Annotated in this window: 17 protein-coding genes; 16 read left to right on the top strand and 1 reads right to left on the bottom strand. The window is 63.8% G+C overall.

Translation table 11 applies throughout. The features are described from left to right. The first annotated feature begins 45 nt into the window (after positions 1 to 45). From eat to A4C63_RS00520, 16 genes are all read left to right on the top strand, one after another. Positions 46 to 1,494 (top strand): ethanolamine permease, encoded by a 1,449-nt coding sequence (eat, locus tag A4C63_RS00595; protein WP_025337550.1) that lies wholly within the window; start codon positions 46 to 48, stop codon positions 1,492 to 1,494. A 46-nt stretch (positions 1,495 to 1,540) separates the two neighbouring features. Continuing rightward, entirely contained in the window at positions 1,541 to 2,935 is a 1,395-nt protein-coding gene (locus A4C63_RS00590) for an ethanolamine ammonia-lyase subunit EutB (protein WP_013970694.1), read from the top strand. An 8-nt stretch (positions 2,936 to 2,943) separates the two neighbouring features. Continuing rightward, on the top strand, positions 2,944 to 3,762 hold the full coding sequence (eutC, locus tag A4C63_RS00585) for an ethanolamine ammonia-lyase subunit EutC (RefSeq protein WP_063911735.1): 819 nt from the start codon (positions 2,944 to 2,946) through the stop codon (positions 3,760 to 3,762). A gap of 108 nt (positions 3,763 to 3,870) precedes the next feature. Then, positions 3,871 to 4,329 carry a GNAT family N-acetyltransferase gene (locus A4C63_RS00580; protein ID WP_003257044.1) on the top strand — a complete coding sequence of 153 codons (459 nt, stop codon included), beginning with the start codon at positions 3,871 to 3,873 and terminating at the stop codon, positions 4,327 to 4,329. Between the two features lie 248 nt (positions 4,330 to 4,577). Next, a complete protein-coding gene (locus tag A4C63_RS00575) occupies positions 4,578 to 5,225 on the top strand; it encodes a DedA family protein (protein WP_003255361.1) in 648 nt (215 codons plus the stop codon). A gap of 8 nt (positions 5,226 to 5,233) precedes the next feature. Then, positions 5,234 to 6,049, top strand: coding sequence for a zinc-dependent peptidase (locus A4C63_RS00570; protein WP_063911087.1), 816 nt, complete (start codon positions 5,234 to 5,236; stop codon positions 6,047 to 6,049). A gap of 93 nt (positions 6,050 to 6,142) precedes the next feature. Beyond that, positions 6,143 to 6,670 (top strand): inorganic diphosphatase, encoded by a 528-nt coding sequence (ppa, locus tag A4C63_RS00565; protein WP_003255365.1) that lies wholly within the window; start codon positions 6,143 to 6,145, stop codon positions 6,668 to 6,670. A gap of 294 nt (positions 6,671 to 6,964) precedes the next feature. Further along, positions 6,965 to 7,666 (top strand): helix-turn-helix transcriptional regulator, encoded by a 702-nt coding sequence (locus A4C63_RS00560; protein WP_063911086.1) that lies wholly within the window; start codon positions 6,965 to 6,967, stop codon positions 7,664 to 7,666. A gap of 430 nt (positions 7,667 to 8,096) precedes the next feature. Further along, entirely contained in the window at positions 8,097 to 9,257 is a 1,161-nt protein-coding gene (locus A4C63_RS00555; RefSeq protein WP_063911085.1) for an efflux RND transporter periplasmic adaptor subunit, read from the top strand. Then, on the top strand, positions 9,254 to 9,940 hold the full coding sequence (locus A4C63_RS00550; protein ID WP_063911084.1) for an ABC transporter ATP-binding protein: 687 nt from the start codon (positions 9,254 to 9,256) through the stop codon (positions 9,938 to 9,940). Before A4C63_RS00555 ends, A4C63_RS00550 begins: the two co-directional genes overlap by 4 nt. Beyond that, the gene (locus A4C63_RS00545) at positions 9,940 to 11,151 is read left to right on the top strand and encodes an ABC transporter permease (protein WP_063911083.1); all 1,212 of its coding nucleotides are present in this window, start codon (positions 9,940 to 9,942) and stop codon (positions 11,149 to 11,151) included. The genes A4C63_RS00550 and A4C63_RS00545 overlap by 1 nt, the downstream gene beginning before the upstream one ends. Then, positions 11,151 to 12,347 carry an ABC transporter permease gene (locus A4C63_RS00540; RefSeq protein WP_063911082.1) on the top strand — a complete coding sequence of 399 codons (1,197 nt, stop codon included), beginning with the start codon at positions 11,151 to 11,153 and terminating at the stop codon, positions 12,345 to 12,347. Before A4C63_RS00545 ends, A4C63_RS00540 begins: the two co-directional genes overlap by 1 nt. A gap of 357 nt (positions 12,348 to 12,704) precedes the next feature. Further along, on the top strand, positions 12,705 to 14,474 hold the full coding sequence (locus A4C63_RS00535; RefSeq protein WP_063911081.1) for a copper resistance system multicopper oxidase: 1,770 nt from the start codon (positions 12,705 to 12,707) through the stop codon (positions 14,472 to 14,474). After that, entirely contained in the window at positions 14,471 to 14,818 is a 348-nt protein-coding gene (locus A4C63_RS00530; RefSeq protein ID WP_063911080.1) for a hypothetical protein, read from the top strand. Before A4C63_RS00535 ends, A4C63_RS00530 begins: the two co-directional genes overlap by 4 nt. After that, positions 14,808 to 15,878: a copper resistance protein B gene (locus A4C63_RS00525; protein WP_063911079.1), complete on the top strand. Its 1,071-nt coding sequence runs from the start codon at positions 14,808 to 14,810 to the stop codon at positions 15,876 to 15,878. Before A4C63_RS00530 ends, A4C63_RS00525 begins: the two co-directional genes overlap by 11 nt. 9 nt (positions 15,879 to 15,887) lie before the next feature. After that, on the top strand, positions 15,888 to 16,565 hold the full coding sequence (locus tag A4C63_RS00520) for a c-type cytochrome (protein ID WP_063911078.1): 678 nt from the start codon (positions 15,888 to 15,890) through the stop codon (positions 16,563 to 16,565). A 19-nt stretch (positions 16,566 to 16,584) separates the two neighbouring features. Here the strand turns inward: A4C63_RS00520 and A4C63_RS00515 are convergent, their stop codons facing one another. Continuing rightward, positions 16,585 to 17,694 carry an NAD(P)/FAD-dependent oxidoreductase gene (locus A4C63_RS00515; RefSeq protein ID WP_063911077.1) on the bottom strand — a complete coding sequence of 370 codons (1,110 nt, stop codon included), beginning with the start codon at positions 17,692 to 17,694 and terminating at the stop codon, positions 16,585 to 16,587. Between the last annotated feature and the right edge of the window lie 230 nt (positions 17,695 to 17,924).

Here is a 17,924-nt window from a genome sequence, read left to right as displayed (position 1 = left end):
GGCCCGGAACCCGTCCGGCCACCAAGAAAAACAACAGGTGAATCTATGCCAAGCGATCATTCCGCCGGCTCGCCGGCAGGCTCTTCCGTCGACTTCGAAAAAGTCGGCTCGGACTATTTCCAGCAACGTGAACTGAAAAAAGGCGCCGCCGGTTGGGTCCTGCTGGTCGGCCTGGGTGTGGCCTATGTCATCTCCGGTGACTATGCCGGCTGGAACTTCGGCCTGGCCCAGGGCGGCTGGGGCGGCATGTTCCTCGCCACCCTGCTGATGGCCACCATGTACCTGTGCATGTGCTTCTCGCTGGCCGAGCTGTCGTCGATGATCCCCACCGCAGGCGGCGGCTATGGCTTTGCCCGCAGCGCCTTCGGCCCCTGGGGCGGTTTCCTAACCGGGACGGCGATCCTCATCGAGTACGCCATCGCCCCCGCCGCCATCGCGGTGTTCATCGGCGCCTACTGCCAGTCACTGTTCGGCATCGGCGGCTGGATGATCTACCTGGCGTTCTACATCGTGTTCATCGGCATCCACATCTTTGGCGTGGGTGAGGCGTTGAAGCTGATGTTCATCATCACTGCCATCGCCGCCATCGCCCTGGCCGTGTTCCTGGTGAGCATGGTGCCCCATTTTGATGCAGCCAACCTGTTCGACATCGCCAAAACGGACGCCGTGGGCGCCAGCAGCTTCCTGCCGTTCGGCTATGTCGGCGTGTGGGCGGCCATCCCCTACGCAATCTGGTTCTTCCTCGCCGTAGAGGGCGTGCCGCTGGCCGCCGAAGAAACCAAGAACCCCAAGCGCGACCTGCCACGCGGCCTGATCGGCGCCATGCTGGTGCTGCTGGCCTTCGCCCTGCTGATCCTGGTGGTCGGCCCTGGCGGCGCAGGCTCCGAAGCACTGAAAGCGTCCGGCAACCCACTTGTAGAAGCCTTGTCCAAGGCCTACGGCGGTAGCACCTGGATGGGCGGCTTCGTCAACCTGGTCGGCCTGGCCGGGCTGATCGCCAGCTTCTTCTCGATCATCTACGCCTATTCCCGGCAGATCTTCGCCCTGTCCCGCGCCGGCTACCTACCGCGCAAGCTGTCGGAAACCAACAAGAGCAAGGCCCCGGTACTGGCCCTGGTCATCCCCGGGATCATCGGCTTTGCCCTGTCGCTGACTGGCCAGGGTGACCTGCTGATCCTGGTGGCGGTGTTCGGCGCTACCCTGTCGTACGTGCTGATGATGGCCGCGCACATCACCCTGCGCATCCGCCGGCCGAAGATGGAGCGCCCATACCGTACCCCCGGTGGCATCTTCACTTCGGGCCTGGCCCTGGTGCTGGCCTGCATCGCCGTGGTCGCCGGTTTCCTGGTCGACCCACGGGTGGTGATTGGCGCCGCAGTGATCTATGCGGTATTAATTGCCTACTTTGCTTTCTACAGCCGCCACCACCTGGTCGCGGGTACACCGGAAGAGGAATTCGCCGCGATCCAGAAGGCCGAAGAGGCCCTGCACTGATCGCCGCCACCCGCCGCGGGGCAACCCGCGGCTCTGGAGAGTCTGTATGGCAAGTTTCGTACACACGGTCGGCCACCTGGTCTACCGCTTCGACAGCCTCAAGGAAGTGATGGCCAAGGCCAGCCCCGCCCGCTCGGGGGACTACCTGGCGGGCGTTGCGGCCAGCAACGACGGCGAACGGGTCGCCGCGCAGATGGCCCTGGCCAACATCCCGCTGACGCATTTTCTCAATGAAGCGCTGATCCCTTACGAAGATGATGAAGTCACGCGCCTGATCATCGACACTCACGATGCCCAGGCCTTCGCCCCGGTCAGCCACCTGACCGTGGGTGGCCTGCGCGACTGGCTGCTGAGCGAAGAGGCCAACGAGGACAGCCTGCGCAGCCTGGCGCCCGGGCTGACGCCGGAAATGGCCGCAGCGGTGTCGAAGATCATGCGCGTGCAAGACCTGGTGCTGGTGGCGCAGAAGATCCGCGTGGTCACCCGCTTCCGTGGCACCATGGGCCTGCGCGGGCGCCTGTCGACCCGGCTGCAGCCCAACCACCCGACCGACGAGCCGGCCGGCATCGCCGCCAGCATTCTGGACGGCCTGCTGTACGGCAACGGCGATGCCATGATCGGCATCAACCCGGCCACTGACAGCATCGCCTCGATCTGCGCCCTGCTGGAAATGCTCGACGCCATCATCCAGCGCTACGACATCCCCACCCAGGCCTGCGTGCTGACCCACGTCACCACCTCGATCGAGGCAATCAACCGTGGCGTGCCACTGGACCTGGTGTTCCAGTCCATCGCCGGCACCGAGGCGGCCAACGCCGGGTTCGGCATCAACCTGAACGTGCTGCAGGAAGGCTACGAAGCAGGCCTGTCGCTGAAACGCGGCACCCTCGGGCAGAACCTGATGTACTTCGAAACCGGCCAGGGCAGCGCGCTGTCGGCCAACGCCCACCATGGCGTCGACCAGCAAACCTGTGAAACCCGTGCCTATGCCGTGGCCCGGCACTTCAAGCCGTTCCTGGTCAACACCGTGGTCGGTTTCATCGGCCCGGAGTACCTGTACAACGGCAAGCAGATCATCCGCGCCGGCCTCGAAGACCACTTCTGCGGCAAGCTGCTGGGAGTACCGATGGGTTGCGACATCTGCTACACCAACCACGCCGAAGCCGACCAGGACGACATGGACACCCTGCTGACCCTGCTGGGCGTAGCCGGGATCAACTTCATCATGGGCATCCCCGGCTCCGATGACATCATGCTCAACTACCAGACCACCTCGTTCCACGACGCGCTGTACGCACGCCAGACCCTGGGCCTGAAGCCCGGGCCGGAATTCGAGGCATGGCTGGCCCGCACCGGCATCTTCACCCAGGCCGATGGCCGGGTGCGCTTTGGTGACAACCTGCCGCCGGCCTTCCGTCAGGCCTTGGCACAGCTTGCATAGGGATGACCATGGACCACCGCACGCCTACCCCCGACAACCCCTGGCTGGCCCTGCGCAACCTGACCCCGGCGCGCATCGCCCTGGGCCGTGCCGGCACCAGCCTGCCGACCGGGGCGCAGCTGGACTTCCAGTTCGCCCATGCCCAGGCCCGCGACGCCGTGCACCTGGCCTTCGACCATGCCGGCCTGGCTACCCAACTGAGTGACCGCGGGCGCGAAAGCTTGGTGCTGCACAGCGCCGCCAGCGACCGCAACCAGTACCTGCAACGCCCGGACCTGGGGCGGCGCCTGAGCGAAGATTCAGTTGCCGCGCTGCGCCAGCACGCCCAGGCCAACCCCGGTGGGGTCGACCTGGCCATCGTCGTCGCTGACGGCCTGTCGGCCCTGGCCGTGCACCGCCACACCCTGCCCTTCCTCGCGCGCTTCGAGGAGCAGGCCGCCGCCGACGGCTGGACCAGCGCCCCGGTGGTGCTGGTGCAGCAGGGCCGCGTGGCAGTGGCCGACGAGGTTGGTGAACTGCTGGGCGCACGGATGACTGTGATGCTGATCGGCGAACGGCCGGGGCTCAGCTCGCCCGACAGCCTTGGCCTGTATTTCACCTATGCACCCAAGGTCGGCCTGACCGATGCCTACCGCAACTGCATTTCCAACATCCGCCTGGAGGGGCTGAGCTATGGCATGGCGGCGCACCGCTTGCTGTACTTGATGCGTGAAGCCTGCCGGCGCCAGCTTTCCGGGGTGAATCTGAAGGACGAAGCCGAGGTCCATAGCCTGGAGAGTGAACACAGCACCGGCCAGAAAGGTAACTTCCTGCTCGGCAAAGGGTAAAAAACATGTCACGGAAGGCGGATTGCACTTGCGCCGCGCATTGGGCAGCATGCCCTTGAAAGCTGCTGGCAATCCGCTGTTTCCCCTAACGGACTCTGAGGGCCGCACATGCGCATCATCAAGGCAACCCTGGAACACCTCGACCTGCTCACGCCGATGTTCGTCAAATACCGTGAGTTCTATGGGCAGCTACCCTACCCCGACAGCTCGCGCAGCTTCCTGGAAAAGCGCCTGAAGCGGGATGAGTCGGTGATCTACCTGGCGCTACCCGATGATGACGACGGCAAACTGCTGGGTTTCTGCCAGCTGTACCCAAGCTACTCGTCGCTGTCGTTGAAGCGGGTATGGATTCTCAACGATATCTACGTGGCCGAGGATTCGCGGCGCATGCTGGTGGCCGACCACCTGATGCGCGAGGCGAAGAAAATGGCCAAGGAAACCAATGCCGTGCGCATGCGGGTGTCGACCAGCGCGGACAATGAGGTAGCGCACAAGACTTACGAATCCATCGGGTTTCGTGAGGATAACGAGTTCAAGAGCTACATCCTGCCGATCAGCCAGGATTGACTGTGCTGGCCTCTTCGCGGGTGAACCCGCTCCCACAGGGATCGCGACGCATCTGAAATCGATGCTGTACCTGTGGGAGCGGGTTCACCCGCGAAGAGGCCGGAACAGGAATACCCCTGCCGTAACCCCCCGCTACAAACTCCCCGGGCATGATCCTGACTTAGCCGTATAATGGCCCACCTGTCATGTGTGAAAATTTACCCATCCCCAGGTAACCGAGCCTACGCCCAAGAACACAGGTGCTGTACATGGATTTCAACCCGCTGGACCTTATCCTGCATCTCGATGCCTACCTCGATCTGCTGGTCACCAACTACGGTCCCTGGATCTACGCCATCCTCTTCACCGTGATCTTCTGTGAAACCGGGCTGGTGGTCATGCCCTTCCTGCCCGGCGATTCGCTGCTGTTCATCGCCGGCGCCGTGGCCGCCGGTGGCGGCATGGACCCGGTGCTGCTGGCCGGCCTGCTGATGGCCGCCGCGATCCTCGGCGACAGCACCAACTACGTGATCGGCCGCACGGCCGGCGAGCGGTTGTTCAACAACCCAAACTCGAAGATCTTCCGTCGCGACTACCTGCAGCGTACCCACGACTTCTATGAACGCCACGGCGGCAAGACCGTGACCATGGCGCGCTTCCTGCCCATCCTGCGCACCTTTGCACCGTTCGTCGCCGGCATCGCCCACATGCACTACCCGCGCTTCCTCGGTTTCAGCGTCGCCGGTTCGCTGCTGTGGGTCGGCGGCCTGGTTACCCTGGGCTACTTCTTCGGCAACGTGCCATTCATCAAGCAGCACCTGTCGCTGATGGTGGTAGGCATCATCATCCTGTCGCTGGTGCCGATGATCCTCGGCCTGCTGCGTGGCCGCCTGGGCCGCACGGCCAAGGCGCACTAAGCCTGCCAATGTGGTCGTTCAGCGCCTGGCGGCGCAAGCGCACCCTGGCGCGCTACCCCATCCCCCCCCAGCAATGGCAGGCCGTGCGCGAGCGCCTGCCGATGCTGGACGGCATCACTGACGAAGAAGATCGCTGGCTGCGTGAAGCCTGCATCCTGTTCCTGCTCGACAAGCACCTCACCTGCCTGCCCGGCGTCGAGCCGGACGACGAGCAGCGCCTGTTGCTGGCCGCCCAGGCGCAGTTGCCGCTGCTGCACCTGGGCGAGCTGAACTGGTACCAGGGTTTCCACGAAATCATCCTCTACCCCGACGACTTCAAGAGCCCCCAGCGCCACCGCGATGCCAGTGGCGTCGAGCACGTATGGGACGGCGAGCACAGCGGCGAGGCCTGGCAACAGGGCCCGATCATCCTCGCCTGGAACGGCGTGCTGGCCAGTGGGGGCTGGGAGGCTTACAACCTGGTCATCCATGAGCTGGCGCACAAGCTCGACATGCTCAATGGCGATGCCAACGGCCTGCCGCCGCTGCACAGCGGCATGCCTGTGGATGCATGGGCAACCGCCATGCAACAGGCCTATGACGACCTCAACCGCCAGCTGGACGCCAACCCCGACGCCGAAACCGCCATCGACCCGTATGCCGCGGAGAACCCGGCGGAGTTCTTTGCCGTCACCAGCGAGTACTTCTTTAGTGCTCCCGACCTGCTGCAACAGGCTTATCCACAGGTCTACCGCCAGTTGTCGCTGTTCTACCGCCAGGACCCGCTAGCGCGCCTGTGCCGGCTGCAGGCCGAACACCCGGAATACCGCGAAAGCCACGCCTGACGGGGCCGCACATCAGCCCAGGCGTGGCATGCCCATGCAGAATGTGCCTATAATCGCCGCCACTTTTTTGGTCAAACACGGGGGCACTGCCCAATGAGCTACAGCAAGATTCCGGCGGGCAAAGACCTGCCGAACGACATCTACGTCGCCATCGAGATCCCGGCCAACCACGCGCCGATCAAATACGAGATCGACAAGGACAGCGATACCCTGTTCGTCGACCGTTTCATGGCTACCCCGATGTTCTACCCAGCCAACTACGGCTTCATCCCGAACACCCTGGCCGATGACGGTGATCCGCTGGACGTGCTGGTCGTTACCCCTTACCCGGTAGCTCCAGGTTCGGTTATCCGCGCCCGTCCGGTCGGCGTGCTGAACATGACCGACGACGGCGGCGGCGACGCCAAGGTCATCGCTGTTCCTCACGACAAGCTGTCGCAGCTGTACGTCGACGTGAAGGAATACACCGACCTGCCAGCCCTGCTGATCCAGCAGATCGAGCACTTCTTTGCCAACTACAAAGATCTCGAGAAGGGCAAGTGGGTCAAGATCGAAGGCTGGGAAGGCGCTGACGCCGCCCGTGCCGCGATCACCAAATCGGTTGCTGCCTACAAGGGCTGATACCGGTTGCATGAAGAACCCCGCCTTGGCGGGGTTTTTTTATGCCTGATGGATGGCTGGTCGCCCTGGCACTGGATGACCTGCCTGCGCAGCACTTTTGTGGGAGCAACTGTCTTGCTCAAACTCTAAATGCTGGCGCGATCCCTGTGGGAGCGGGAACCGCGCACTTGCTTGGGAGAGTAACAAATCCTACGCAGTCCTACGCCAACGCCCTACAAACAGGCGCTTTTCACACAAACCCCATCAACATCCGGTTCATATCCTTGCTGGCACCCCGCCGCTACACTCGCCGCCATGAACACATCCGGCGACCGCCTCAAAGCCCTGCTCCACGAATGTGGCCTGACCCCTTCCGATTTCGCCGCCCAGCGCAGCGTCACACCCCAGCACGTCAACAACTGGTTCAAGCGCGGTGTGCCCCTGGCCCGGCTGGACGAAATGGCCGACCTGTTCTGCGTGCATCGTCGCTGGTTGCGCACGGGCGAAGGACCCAAACACCACAACCCGATCCTGCGCAACTGCCCGCCAGGGCCCGCGCCCGTCAACCCGCCCACGCCACTGTCGGCGCAAGGCGGCCGGGCACTGAAAGTGCCCTTTTACGAACTGCACAACGGCCTGCTGTCACCCGTGGCCAGCAAACACCTGTGCCTGCCCGCAAAAGCCCTGAAACTGTTGGGAGTGCATGCCAACAACGCCATCTGCCTGGCCATGCCCGCCAGCAACATGACCCCGCTGATTCCACAGCAGGCCACCCTGGCCATTGACCTGGGCATGACCCGGGTGGTCGAGGGCGAAACCTATGCCCTGCTGCACAACGGCGCGCTTCGGGTGAACAACCTCAGCCTCGGCCAGCACGGCACGCTGTACCTGCACAGCCATGACCGGCGCACCTATGCGGTAGAACGCTACACCGCTGCCCAGCGCCAGGCACAAGGGCTGGAAATCCTCGGCTGGGTGTTCCACTGGTCGCATTTCCGCCAGCAACGGCCCGGCTGAAACAACCTGTGCCATTTTTTGCTGGGCATCCTGCGCGCGCCCTTGTATGCTACGCCGCACATTCAGCCCCGACCGGCGCGAGCCGCGGTCCAGAGGGCTCGGCGATATCCCACACGGGCATCTGCCATCTCTTTCAGGCCCTTGATGGCCACACAGTTAAGGCGATTGCGGCTTACCATAAATTAGTCGGAAGCGTCCCCGAGAAGCCGGCCACAAGCCGGCTTTTTAATGCCCGAAGAAAAGCCATTCTCATCCTCTGCAACCTTCCTATGGCTGGGAAAACGCAGTTGTGAGAGCGAAAATAATCTCATTCGCCATTTATCTGACACCACACTGACGCTCATCTGAAAATCGTCGGATAAATGACGTTTCGCGTGGAGCTTTCATCCTCCTGTTCTAGGCTCAAGCCATATGGGAGGAGGTGTAGTCCATGCGCAAATTATTGATTGGCTCGTCGATACTGGCTTGTCTGGTGGTGTTGGGCGGCTGGTTGAGTCGACCGCAGCCGTTGCCGGTCAGGCTGCTGGAGGTTGAGCGGGGGCCGGTGGAAACGGTGGTGGCCAACACGCGCGCGGGCACGCTGAAGTCCTGTCGACGCTCGCACCTGTCCTTCAATGTCGGCGGCCAGGTTGCCGAGTTGCAGGTCAGCGAGGGCCAGCGGGTCCAGCCGGGCCAGGTGCTCATGCGCCTGCGCCAGGACGAGCAGCTGGCCAGGCTGCAAGAGGCCGAGGCGCGGCTGGAGGCCCAGCGCAACACCCGCGAACAGCGTTGCCAGCAAGCTCTCCTGGACCGTCGCGACCTTGATCGCATGGGCCAGCTGGCCGACCGCAAGTTGATTGCCGCCGATCGCCTCGACCAGGCCGCGACCAAGGCCAACCTGGCGAAGCTGATGTGCAGTGCCAGTGCCGTGCTGATCCGCGAGGCTGACGCCAGCCTGCAGCTGCAGCGTTCACTGCTGGAGCAGACGACCCTGCGTGCACCATTTGCCGGCGTAGTCGCAGAAATCAACGGCGAACTCGGTGAGTTCGTCACCCCTTCGCCGCCGGGTATTCCCACACCACCGGCGGTCGACCTTATTGACGACAGCTGCCTGTATGTCGAGGCACCGATTGATGAGGTGGACGCTGCCCGGGTTCACCCCGGAACCGCCGTGCGAATCAGCCTGGACGCCTTCCGTGGCCAGCATTTCACCGGCCGCGTCAGCCGCATCGCACCCTATGTGCGTGAACTGGAGAAGCAGGCGCGCACCGTCGATGTCGAGGTACGCTTCGACCAGCCGCCGTCAGATCTGGCCCTGCTCACCGGCTATAGCGCCGATGTCGAGATCCTCCTGGAGCAGCACGCAAGTGCTTTGCGCATCCCCACTGAAACCCTGCTGGAGGGGCAGCGTGTGCTGCGATATGACCCGAGCGCCCGGGTGTTGCGCGAAGTGCAGGTGCAAACCGGGTTGAGCAACTGGCGCTGGACCGAGGTGCTCGCAGGGCTGGACGAGGATGCGCGTATAGTCGCCAGCCTCGAGCAGGAAGGGCTCAAGGATACCGTGGCGGTGATCCCGGTGGATGCCGCGGAGACCGCGGAGACCGCGAAATGATCCGCCTGCGCGGCGTCAGCCGCAGCTTCCAGCTGGGCGAGCAGCAGGTGATGGGGCTTGACGGCCTGGATCTGGACATCGCCGCCGGTGACTACATGGCGGTGATGGGCCCGTCGGGCTCGGGCAAGTCGACCCTGCTGAACATCCTCGGCCTGCTCGACGCGCCGAGCGCCGGCGAGTACTGGCTGCAGGGCGAGGCCACGGCGGCGCTGAGCGAGGCGCGCCGCGCCCAGTTGCGCAGCCGACTGATAGGCTTCGTGTTCCAGTCCTACCACCTGATCGCACGGCTGACGGTGCTGGAAAACATCGAGCTGCCGATGGTCCTCGCTGGCATCGGTGCGGCGCAACGGCGCAAGCGCAGCAGCCAATTGGTGGAACGCCTTGGGCTGGGCGAGCGCCTTGCCCATCGCCCGGCCGAACTGTCCGGTGGCCAGCGCCAGCGCGTCGCGATCGCCCGGGCGATGGTCATGCAGCCGGCGCTGTTGTTGGCCGACGAGCCCACCGGCAATCTCGATAGCCAGGCCGGCGCCGAGGTCTTCAGCCTGCTGGAAGAGCTCAACGGCGAGGGCCTGACCCTGATAGTGGTGACCCACGACGCCAGCCTGGGCGCCCGCGCACAGCGCCACCTACACATGCGTGACGGGCGCATCCACAGTATTGCGCCGCAACGGGCGCTGGCCTGATGCGCGCTGTCGATGCCCTGGGCTTCTGGCTGGGTGCCTTGCGTGGGCACCGCTCGCGCAGCCTGATGCTACTGCTGGCCATCGCCATCGGGGTGGTGGCGGTCAATCTGCTCACCGGTCTCGGCGCGGGGGCGCGGACCTTTGTCCTGAACGAGTTCTCGCTGCTCGGACGCGACATCCTGATCGTTTTCCCGGGCCGCAAGGAAACCACGGGGCGAATGCCCCCGCTCACTGGCCTGACGCCGCACGAGCTGACCTTGCAGGATGTCCAGGCCATCACCCGGTTGCCGGGCATCCGCCGGGTCGCGCCGCAGCAGGCCGGGCAGATGGAGGTGATAGTCGGCAACCGCAATCGTGAGGTGCTGACCCTGGGCACCACCCGGGACTTCTTCGCCATTCGCCAACTGACGGTCGTCCAGGGCCAACCCCTGCCGGCGCTGGACCCTGAGCAGGCCGAGGCCGTCTGCGTGATCGGCGGCAAACTCCGGCGCGAGCTGTTCGGTGCACGCCCGGCCCTGGGTGAATGGTTGCGCGCCGGCGACCGGCGCTTCCGGGTGGTCGGTATCCTCGGTGAGCGGGGCGAATCCCTGGGCATGGATTTCGCCGAGATGTTGATCATCCCGGTGGCCAGTGCCCAGGCCTTGTTCAATAGCGAGGGGTTGTCGCGGGTGTTTGTCGAGGTGCATGGTCCGAGCGTTCTCGACCGTAGCAAGCGCCTGATACTCGCCGCGCTCAAGGAACGCCACGAGGGTGAGGAAGACGTCACCCTGGTCAGCCAGGACAGCCTGCTCAGCGCCTTCGACCAGATACTCGCGGTGCTGACCTTGGCGGTGGCCGGGATTGCCGCGATCAGCCTGGTGGTGGCAGGCATCCTGATCATGAACGTGACCTGGATTGCGGTGAGCCAGCGCAGCGCCGAGATCGGCCTGCTCAAAGCCATAGGTGTGACGGCGGCGCAACTGCGCCTGCTGTTCCTCGGCGAGGCGGCGCTGCTGGCCCTGACGGGGGCGCTGGCGGGGCTGCTGCTGGCCGAAACCTTGCTCTGGCTGGGGCGCCTGGCGTTCGATCTGCCGCTCTATGCACCCTGGTGGGCACGGGCTGGCGCAGTACTGCTGGCACTCGGCACGGCACTGCTGTTCGCCTGGCTGCCGGCCGCTCGGGCCTCGGCGCTGGAGCCGGTGGCGGCGCTACGCCCGCCGGGAGCGCACTGATGCGCTGGCAAGATGGTCTCCGGCTGACCAGCTCGGCGCTGACCTGCCGCCCCTTGCGCAGCCTGCTGACCCTGCTCGGGGTAGCGATCGGCATAGCCGCCGTGGCGCTGCTCACGGCCATCGGCGAGGGCGTGCGCGGCTATGTGCTGGAGAACTTCTCGCAGTTCGGTACACGGATCATCACCGTGCGCCCGGGCAAGACCCAAACCAGCGGCCTCGGCGGCCTGCTCGGCAGCGTACGGCCACTGACCATCAGTGACACCGATGCCCTGCGGCGCTTGCCGCATGTCGAAGCGGCGGTGCCAATCATTCAGGGCAGCGGGGATGTCCAGTTCGGCCAGCTGAGCCGGCGCAGCGACATTCTCGGTGGTGGCCATCAGCTGGCGCAGGCCTGGCGCATGCAGCTGAGCCTGGGCGAGTTCCTGCCCGCGGCCCGTGACGGTCGCTCGCCGCCCTATGTGGTGCTCGGCCATCAGCTGCGTGCCGAGCTGTTCGGTGCGCGCAATCCGCTGGGCGAGTTGATTCGCGTCGGCGGCGTGCGTTTCCGGGTGATCGGCGTGATGGAAAAGAAGGGCCAGTTGCTCGGTTTCAACCTCGACGATATCGCCTACATCCCGGTGGATTGGGCGCAAAGCCTGTTCAACCGCACCGGGGTGGTCAAAGCCCATGTAGTGTTCGGCGCAGGCACCACTTCAAAGGCGTTGTGCCGGCAGATTCGCGAGGTGCTCGGCGAACGGCACGGCACGGAGGACTTCAGCCTGACCACCCAGGACGACATGCTACGCAGCTTCAACCGCGTGCTCGGCACCCTGAGCCTGGCCATCGGTGCCTTGGGGGGTATTTCGCTGTTGGTTGGCGCGGTCGGCATTCTCACCATCATGACGACCGCTGTGGGCGAGCGCACGGCGGAAATCGGCCTGTTGCGGGCGATTGGCGCCAGCCCGCGGCAGGTGCTCGGACTGTTTCTCGCCGAAGCGACACTGCTGTCCCTGGCCGGTGGGCTGCTTGGCCTGCTGTTGATGGGCCTCCTGCTCGGGCTACTGCACCTGGCCATGCCGAGCCTGCCCTTGGCGCTGCATCCGCTGTTTCTGCTACTGGCGCTGCTGCTGGCGGCGGTGCTGGGGGTTCTCGCCGGCCTGGCTCCGGCACTGCGGGCCGCCCGCCTGCATCCGGTGGCGGCGCTGCGCAGTGAGTAGCGGCCAGGCCAATGAGCCGTACGCTGCATGAAGATCTCTACAGGCTTTACTGGGGCTCCTTTGCAGCCCTTCGCGGGCACGCCCGCTCCCACAGCTCCCGCGCATGTCCTGGCTACAGCGCCATCCCTGTGGGAGCGGGCGTGCCCGCGAAGGGCCGCAAGGCGGCCCCAGACTCAGCATGCCATGCGCTTCATCAGTCACACCCACCACAAGCTGACAGAAAAGTAATCTGAAGCTCAGCCAGCTGACAGCGCAGATCAGCTAGCGTGAAGGAAGATTGTGGGGCTTCTCGACCCACACGCTGGGCATTCACCCGCCTGAATACCAGCAACTTTTCGACTGACTGGACGCAACGGCATGCAAAGCAAAACCACCAGACGCTCCTTCGTCAAAGGCCTGGCCGCTACCGGACTACTTGGCGGGCTGGGCATGTGGCGCACGCCGGTCTGGGCCGTGACCAGCCCCGGCCAACCGAATGTGCTGAGCGGCACCGACTTCGACCTCTACATCGGTGAGCTGCCGGTCAACATTACCGGCGCTGCGCGCACAGCGATGGCCATCAACGGCTCCATACCCGGGCCCATTCTGCGCTGGCGCGAAGGCGATACCGTCACGCTGCGTGTGCGCAACCGCTTGCAGCAGGACACCTCCATTCACTGGCACGGCATCATCCTGCCGGCGAACATGGACGGCGTGCCGGGCCTGAGCTTCCATGGCATCGCCCCCGACGGCATGTATGAGTACAGGTTCAAGGTCCAGCAGAACGGCACCTACTGGTACCACAGCCACTCCGGTTTCCAGGAGCAGGTCGGGGTGTACGGCGCCCTGGTCATCGATGCCAAAGAGCCTGAGCCATTCACCTATGACCGAGACTATGTGGTCATGCTCAGCGACTGGACGGATGAAGACCCTGCCCGGGTGCTGTCCAAGCTCAAGAAGCAGTCCGACTATTACAACTACCACAAGCGCACGGTGGCTGATTTCGTCAACGACGTGAGCGAAATGGGCTGGTCCGCTGCGGTAGCCGACCGCAAGATGTGGGCCGAGATGAAGATGAGCCCCACCGATCTCGCCGACGTGAGCGGTTACACCTACACCTACCTGATGAACGGCCAAGCCCCGGACGGTAACTGGACGGGCGTGTTCAAGCCGGGCGAGAAAATCCGCCTGCGCTTCATCAACGGCTCGGCCATGACGTATTTCGATGTGCGAATTCCCGGCCTGAAGATGACGGTTGTCGCGGCGGATGGGCAGCATGTAAAGCCCGTTTCGGTCGACGAGTTCCGCATCGCCGTTGCCGAAACCTACGACGTCATTGTTGAGCCGGAGAACGAGCAGGCTTACACCATTTTCGCTCAATCCATGGACCGTACCGGGTATTCCAGGGGCACCCTGGCTGTTCGCGAAGGCTTGCAAGCCCCTGTTCCAGCTGTCGATCCACGGCCACTCATTTCCATGAGCGATATGGGCATGGACCATGGTGGCATGGGTGGTATGGACCACGGCAGCATGGCCGGCATGGATCACGGCGACATGGCTGGTATGGACCACGGCAGCATGGCCGGCATGGACCATGGCGACATGGCTGGTGCCAGCGCGGCCATGCAGAGCCACCCAGACTCCGAGACCAACAACCCCCTGGTCGACATGCAGACGATGACCCCTACGCCAAAACTGGGCGATCCGGGCATCGGGCTGCGTGACAACGGCCGCCGTGTGCTGACCTATGCGGACCTGCGCAGCACCTTCCCGGACCCGGACGGCCGCGCGCCAGGTCGCACAATCGAGCTGCACCTCACCGGCCACATGGAAAAGTTCGCCTGGTCCTTTGACGGCATCAAGTTTTCCGATGCCGAGCCATTGCGCCTCAAGTATGGCGAGCGCCTGCGCATCACCCTGGTCAACGACACCATGATGACTCACCCCATCCATCTGCATGGCATGTGGAGCGACCTGGAGGATGAGAACGGCAACTTCATGGTGCGCAAACACACGATCGACATGCCGCCTGGCTCCAAACGAAGCTACCGCGTCACTGCAGATGCTTTAGGACGTTGGGCCTATCACTGTCACCTGCTGTTCCACATGGAAATGGGCATGTTCCGCGAAGTCCGTGTGGACGAATGAACTGGAGATCCGAGATGAGCAAACCAATGAAACGAAGCGCGTTTTTCCTTTCTGCTGCGATGGCCGGCCTGTTTGCCGTTTATGCCCCGTCATCATGGTCCGACGGCGATAATCAGCAGCCTGCCGATGCCGCAAAAGCCAAGGGCGCCCAAGGCATGGACCATGGTGCGATGAAGGGCATGGATCACGGCGCCATGAAAGGGATGGATCACGGCTCGATGAAAGGTATGAACCATGACGCCATGAAGGGTATGGACCATGGCTCGATGCAAGGCATGGACCACGGCAAGATGATGGAATCCCATGGCAGCGACAAAGCCAAGGCAGGGAAAGATGCTCAATAGCCTGGCACGACCATCGCTGCTGGCATTGACCGTTTCGCTCGGCGTGCTGGGAGCTGCGCCCAGCTTCGCCGCTGAAGAAATGGACCATTCGACGATGGACCATTCAGCCATGGGGCACGGCTCCATGCCGATGGATAATGCCCCGTCGCATGACTCGATGCCAGGCATGGACCACAGCCAGATGGGGCACGGTCAGCCCACGGCCAAACCCGCGCCCATGGACCACGGCAAGATGGATCATGGCAGCATGCAGGGCATGGATCATGGCGAAATGGATCATGGCGAAATGGATCATGGTGCCATGGACCATTCGAAAATGAACCACGGCTCGGCGGATACGCCGACGACCAGCCGTACCCCGATCCCGGTGCTGACCGATGCCGACCGCCAGGCGGCCTTCCCGCCGTTGGGCGGGCATCAGATGCACGACAGTGCGATCAACAGCTTCTTCCTGCTGGATCAGCTCGAGTACCAGGATGCCGATGAAGGCAGCACGCTGGCCTGGGATGCTTCTGGCTGGATAGGCGGCGATATCAACCGGCTGTGGATCCGCTCCGAAGGTGAACGCACCAACGGTGTCACCGAGGATGCCGAATTGCAGCTGCTGTACGGCCGCTCGATCAGCCCATGGTGGGATGTGGTTGCCGGGGTGCGCCAGGATTTCAAGCCTGAATCTCCCCAGACCTGGGCGGCGTTCGGTATCCAGGGCATGGCACTTTACGACTTCGAGGCCGAAGCCACTGCGTTCATTGGCGAGAACGGCCAGACTGCCGCGCGCCTGGAAGGCGACTACGACATTCTGCTGACCAACCGCCTGATCCTGCAGCCAACCGCTGAAGCCAATTTCTATGGCAAGAACGACCCTGGGCGCGGCGTGGGCTCCGGCCTGGCCAATACCGAAATCGGGCTGCGCCTGCGCTATGAAATTGTCCGCCAGTTCGCCCCCTATATCGGCGTCACCTGGAACCGCTCCTACGGCAAAACCGCCGATTTCATCCGCGACGAGGGTGGTGATGTGGATGAAGCGCGTTTCGTGGCCGGTATTCGCCTGTGGTTTTGAGAACCAGACATGAAAAAAACAATTACAACGCTTGTTGCAGCAGGCGCAGTGGCCAGCGTGGCCGTGCTGGGTGCCGCGTACTCCGGCCTGGTCAATGTCGGAGCCGATGATCCCCATTTCCCCGCCGTGCATGCCTTTCTGGCCATGGCACGGGAGCGCTCGATCGCAGTGCGGGCCAGGGACATCGAGGTGCCAGACCTGAAAGATGAAGCGCTGATCCGTACCGGCGCCGGTAACTACAATGCCATGTGCATCGGTTGCCACCTCGCCCCTGGCGTCGAGAACACCGAGCTCAGCCAGGCTCTGTATCCATCCCCCCCCAACCTTGCCAGGAGCGGGATCAGTGGCGACCCTGCGGCTGCGTTCTGGATCATCAAGCACGGCATCAAGGCCTCCGGCATGCCGGCCTGGGGCAAAAGCATGGGCGATGAATACATCTGGGGCATTGTCGCCTTCCTGGATCAGCTACCCCAGTTGAACGCCCAACAGTACAAGACAATGGTCACGGCCAGTGGCGGCCACCAGCATGGTGGTGGCGAAAGTGAAATGCACAACCATGAAGGCCAGCACGGCGACAACGTGCCTGACCACCATGGTGAGCAGGCCTCGGGCGCAGGCCATCGTGATGAGGGGCATTCAAAGGCGCATACTCATCGTGATGGCAAGCAGCACATGCATAAAGACTGAAGGCAGCTTCGCACTACCTTCAGTTGTCACGCAGAGTACGTAGCACGCGGTCCGCCAACGCCAGGCAACTGGTCAAACCCGGTGACTCGATGCCAAACAGGTTCACCAGCCCCGGCACGCCATGCTCGGCAGGCGTACTGATGACAAAGTCCGCCGCCGGGTCCAGCGGGCCGCTGATTTTCGGGCGGATGCCGCTGTAGGCCGGTTGCAGGCTGGCGTCGGGCAGGTCGGGCCAATAGCGCCGTACCGCGGCGTAGAAACTGTCGCCGCGTCGAGGGTCTACCGGGTAGTCGATCTGTTCCACCCACTCCACATCCGGGCCGAAGCGCGCCTGGCCACCGAGGTCGAGGGTCATGTGCACACCCAGGCCGGCGTGCTCCGGTGCCGGGTACACCAGGTGCCGAAATGGCGCACGACCGCTCAGGCTGAAGTAGCTGCCTTTGCATAGATAGGCCTTGGGCACATGGACAGGGTCGAGGCCTGTGATATGGCGAGCGACTTCAACCGCCGATAACCCGGCGCAGTTGATCAACCGCTGGCAGGTCAGGCTCATCGGCTCGGCACCGCCCATATCCAGGCTGAAACCGGCCTCGATCACCCGCGCGGCCAGCATTGGGGTATGCAGAACCAAGGTCGCCCCCGCAGCCTCGGCGTCCCCCAGCAGGGCGAGCATCAAACCGTGAGAGTCGATGATGCCGGTGGACGGCGACCACAGTGCAGCGACGCATGACAGCGCCGGCTCCAGCGCACGCGCCTGCTCGGCGTCGAGCCATTGCAGGTCGTCAACGCCATTGCGCCGGCCCTGCTCCAGCAGGCGCTGCAAGCCTTCGACCTGGGCCACATCGGTGGCGACAATCAGTTTGCCGAGGCGTTGGTATTCAACGCCCCGACTGTCGCAATAGGCATACAGGCGTTGCTTGCCCTCGACACACAACTGCGCCTTGAGGCTGCCATCGGGGTAATACAGGCCGGCGTGGATCACCTCGGAGTTGCGTGAGCTGACCCCGACGCCGATGCCCTCGCCCGCCTCCACCACCAGCACTTCATGGCCAGCCTGGGCCAAGGCACGCGCCACAGCTAGGCCGACCACACCGGCCCCGACCACCACACACTCGATATCAACGCTCACCTGTACCTCGCTTGTCGAAAGGTTTGACTGGCCTGTATTACCCCAGGCGCCACTCTAATCAAGAGGGCCAGCAGGTGTATACCGACAGGTTTGCAGCGCCTGTCAGACCGAGCGCCGCCCGCGCGGCGCTTCGCAGCACAAGGCTGCTCCTACATTTGTTTCGGGCCAATATCGCCTGTGCCAGGCGCACGCGGTCGCCTTGTTTGTGCGACGCGATATCACGGCATGCG

The sequence above is a fragment of the Pseudomonas sp. p21 genome, from assembly GCF_001642705.1.
Classification (GTDB): domain Bacteria; phylum Pseudomonadota; class Gammaproteobacteria; order Pseudomonadales; family Pseudomonadaceae; genus Aquipseudomonas.
Note: the sequence above shows the minus strand (reverse complement) of the source record. Positions and strands in the feature narration are given on the sequence as shown.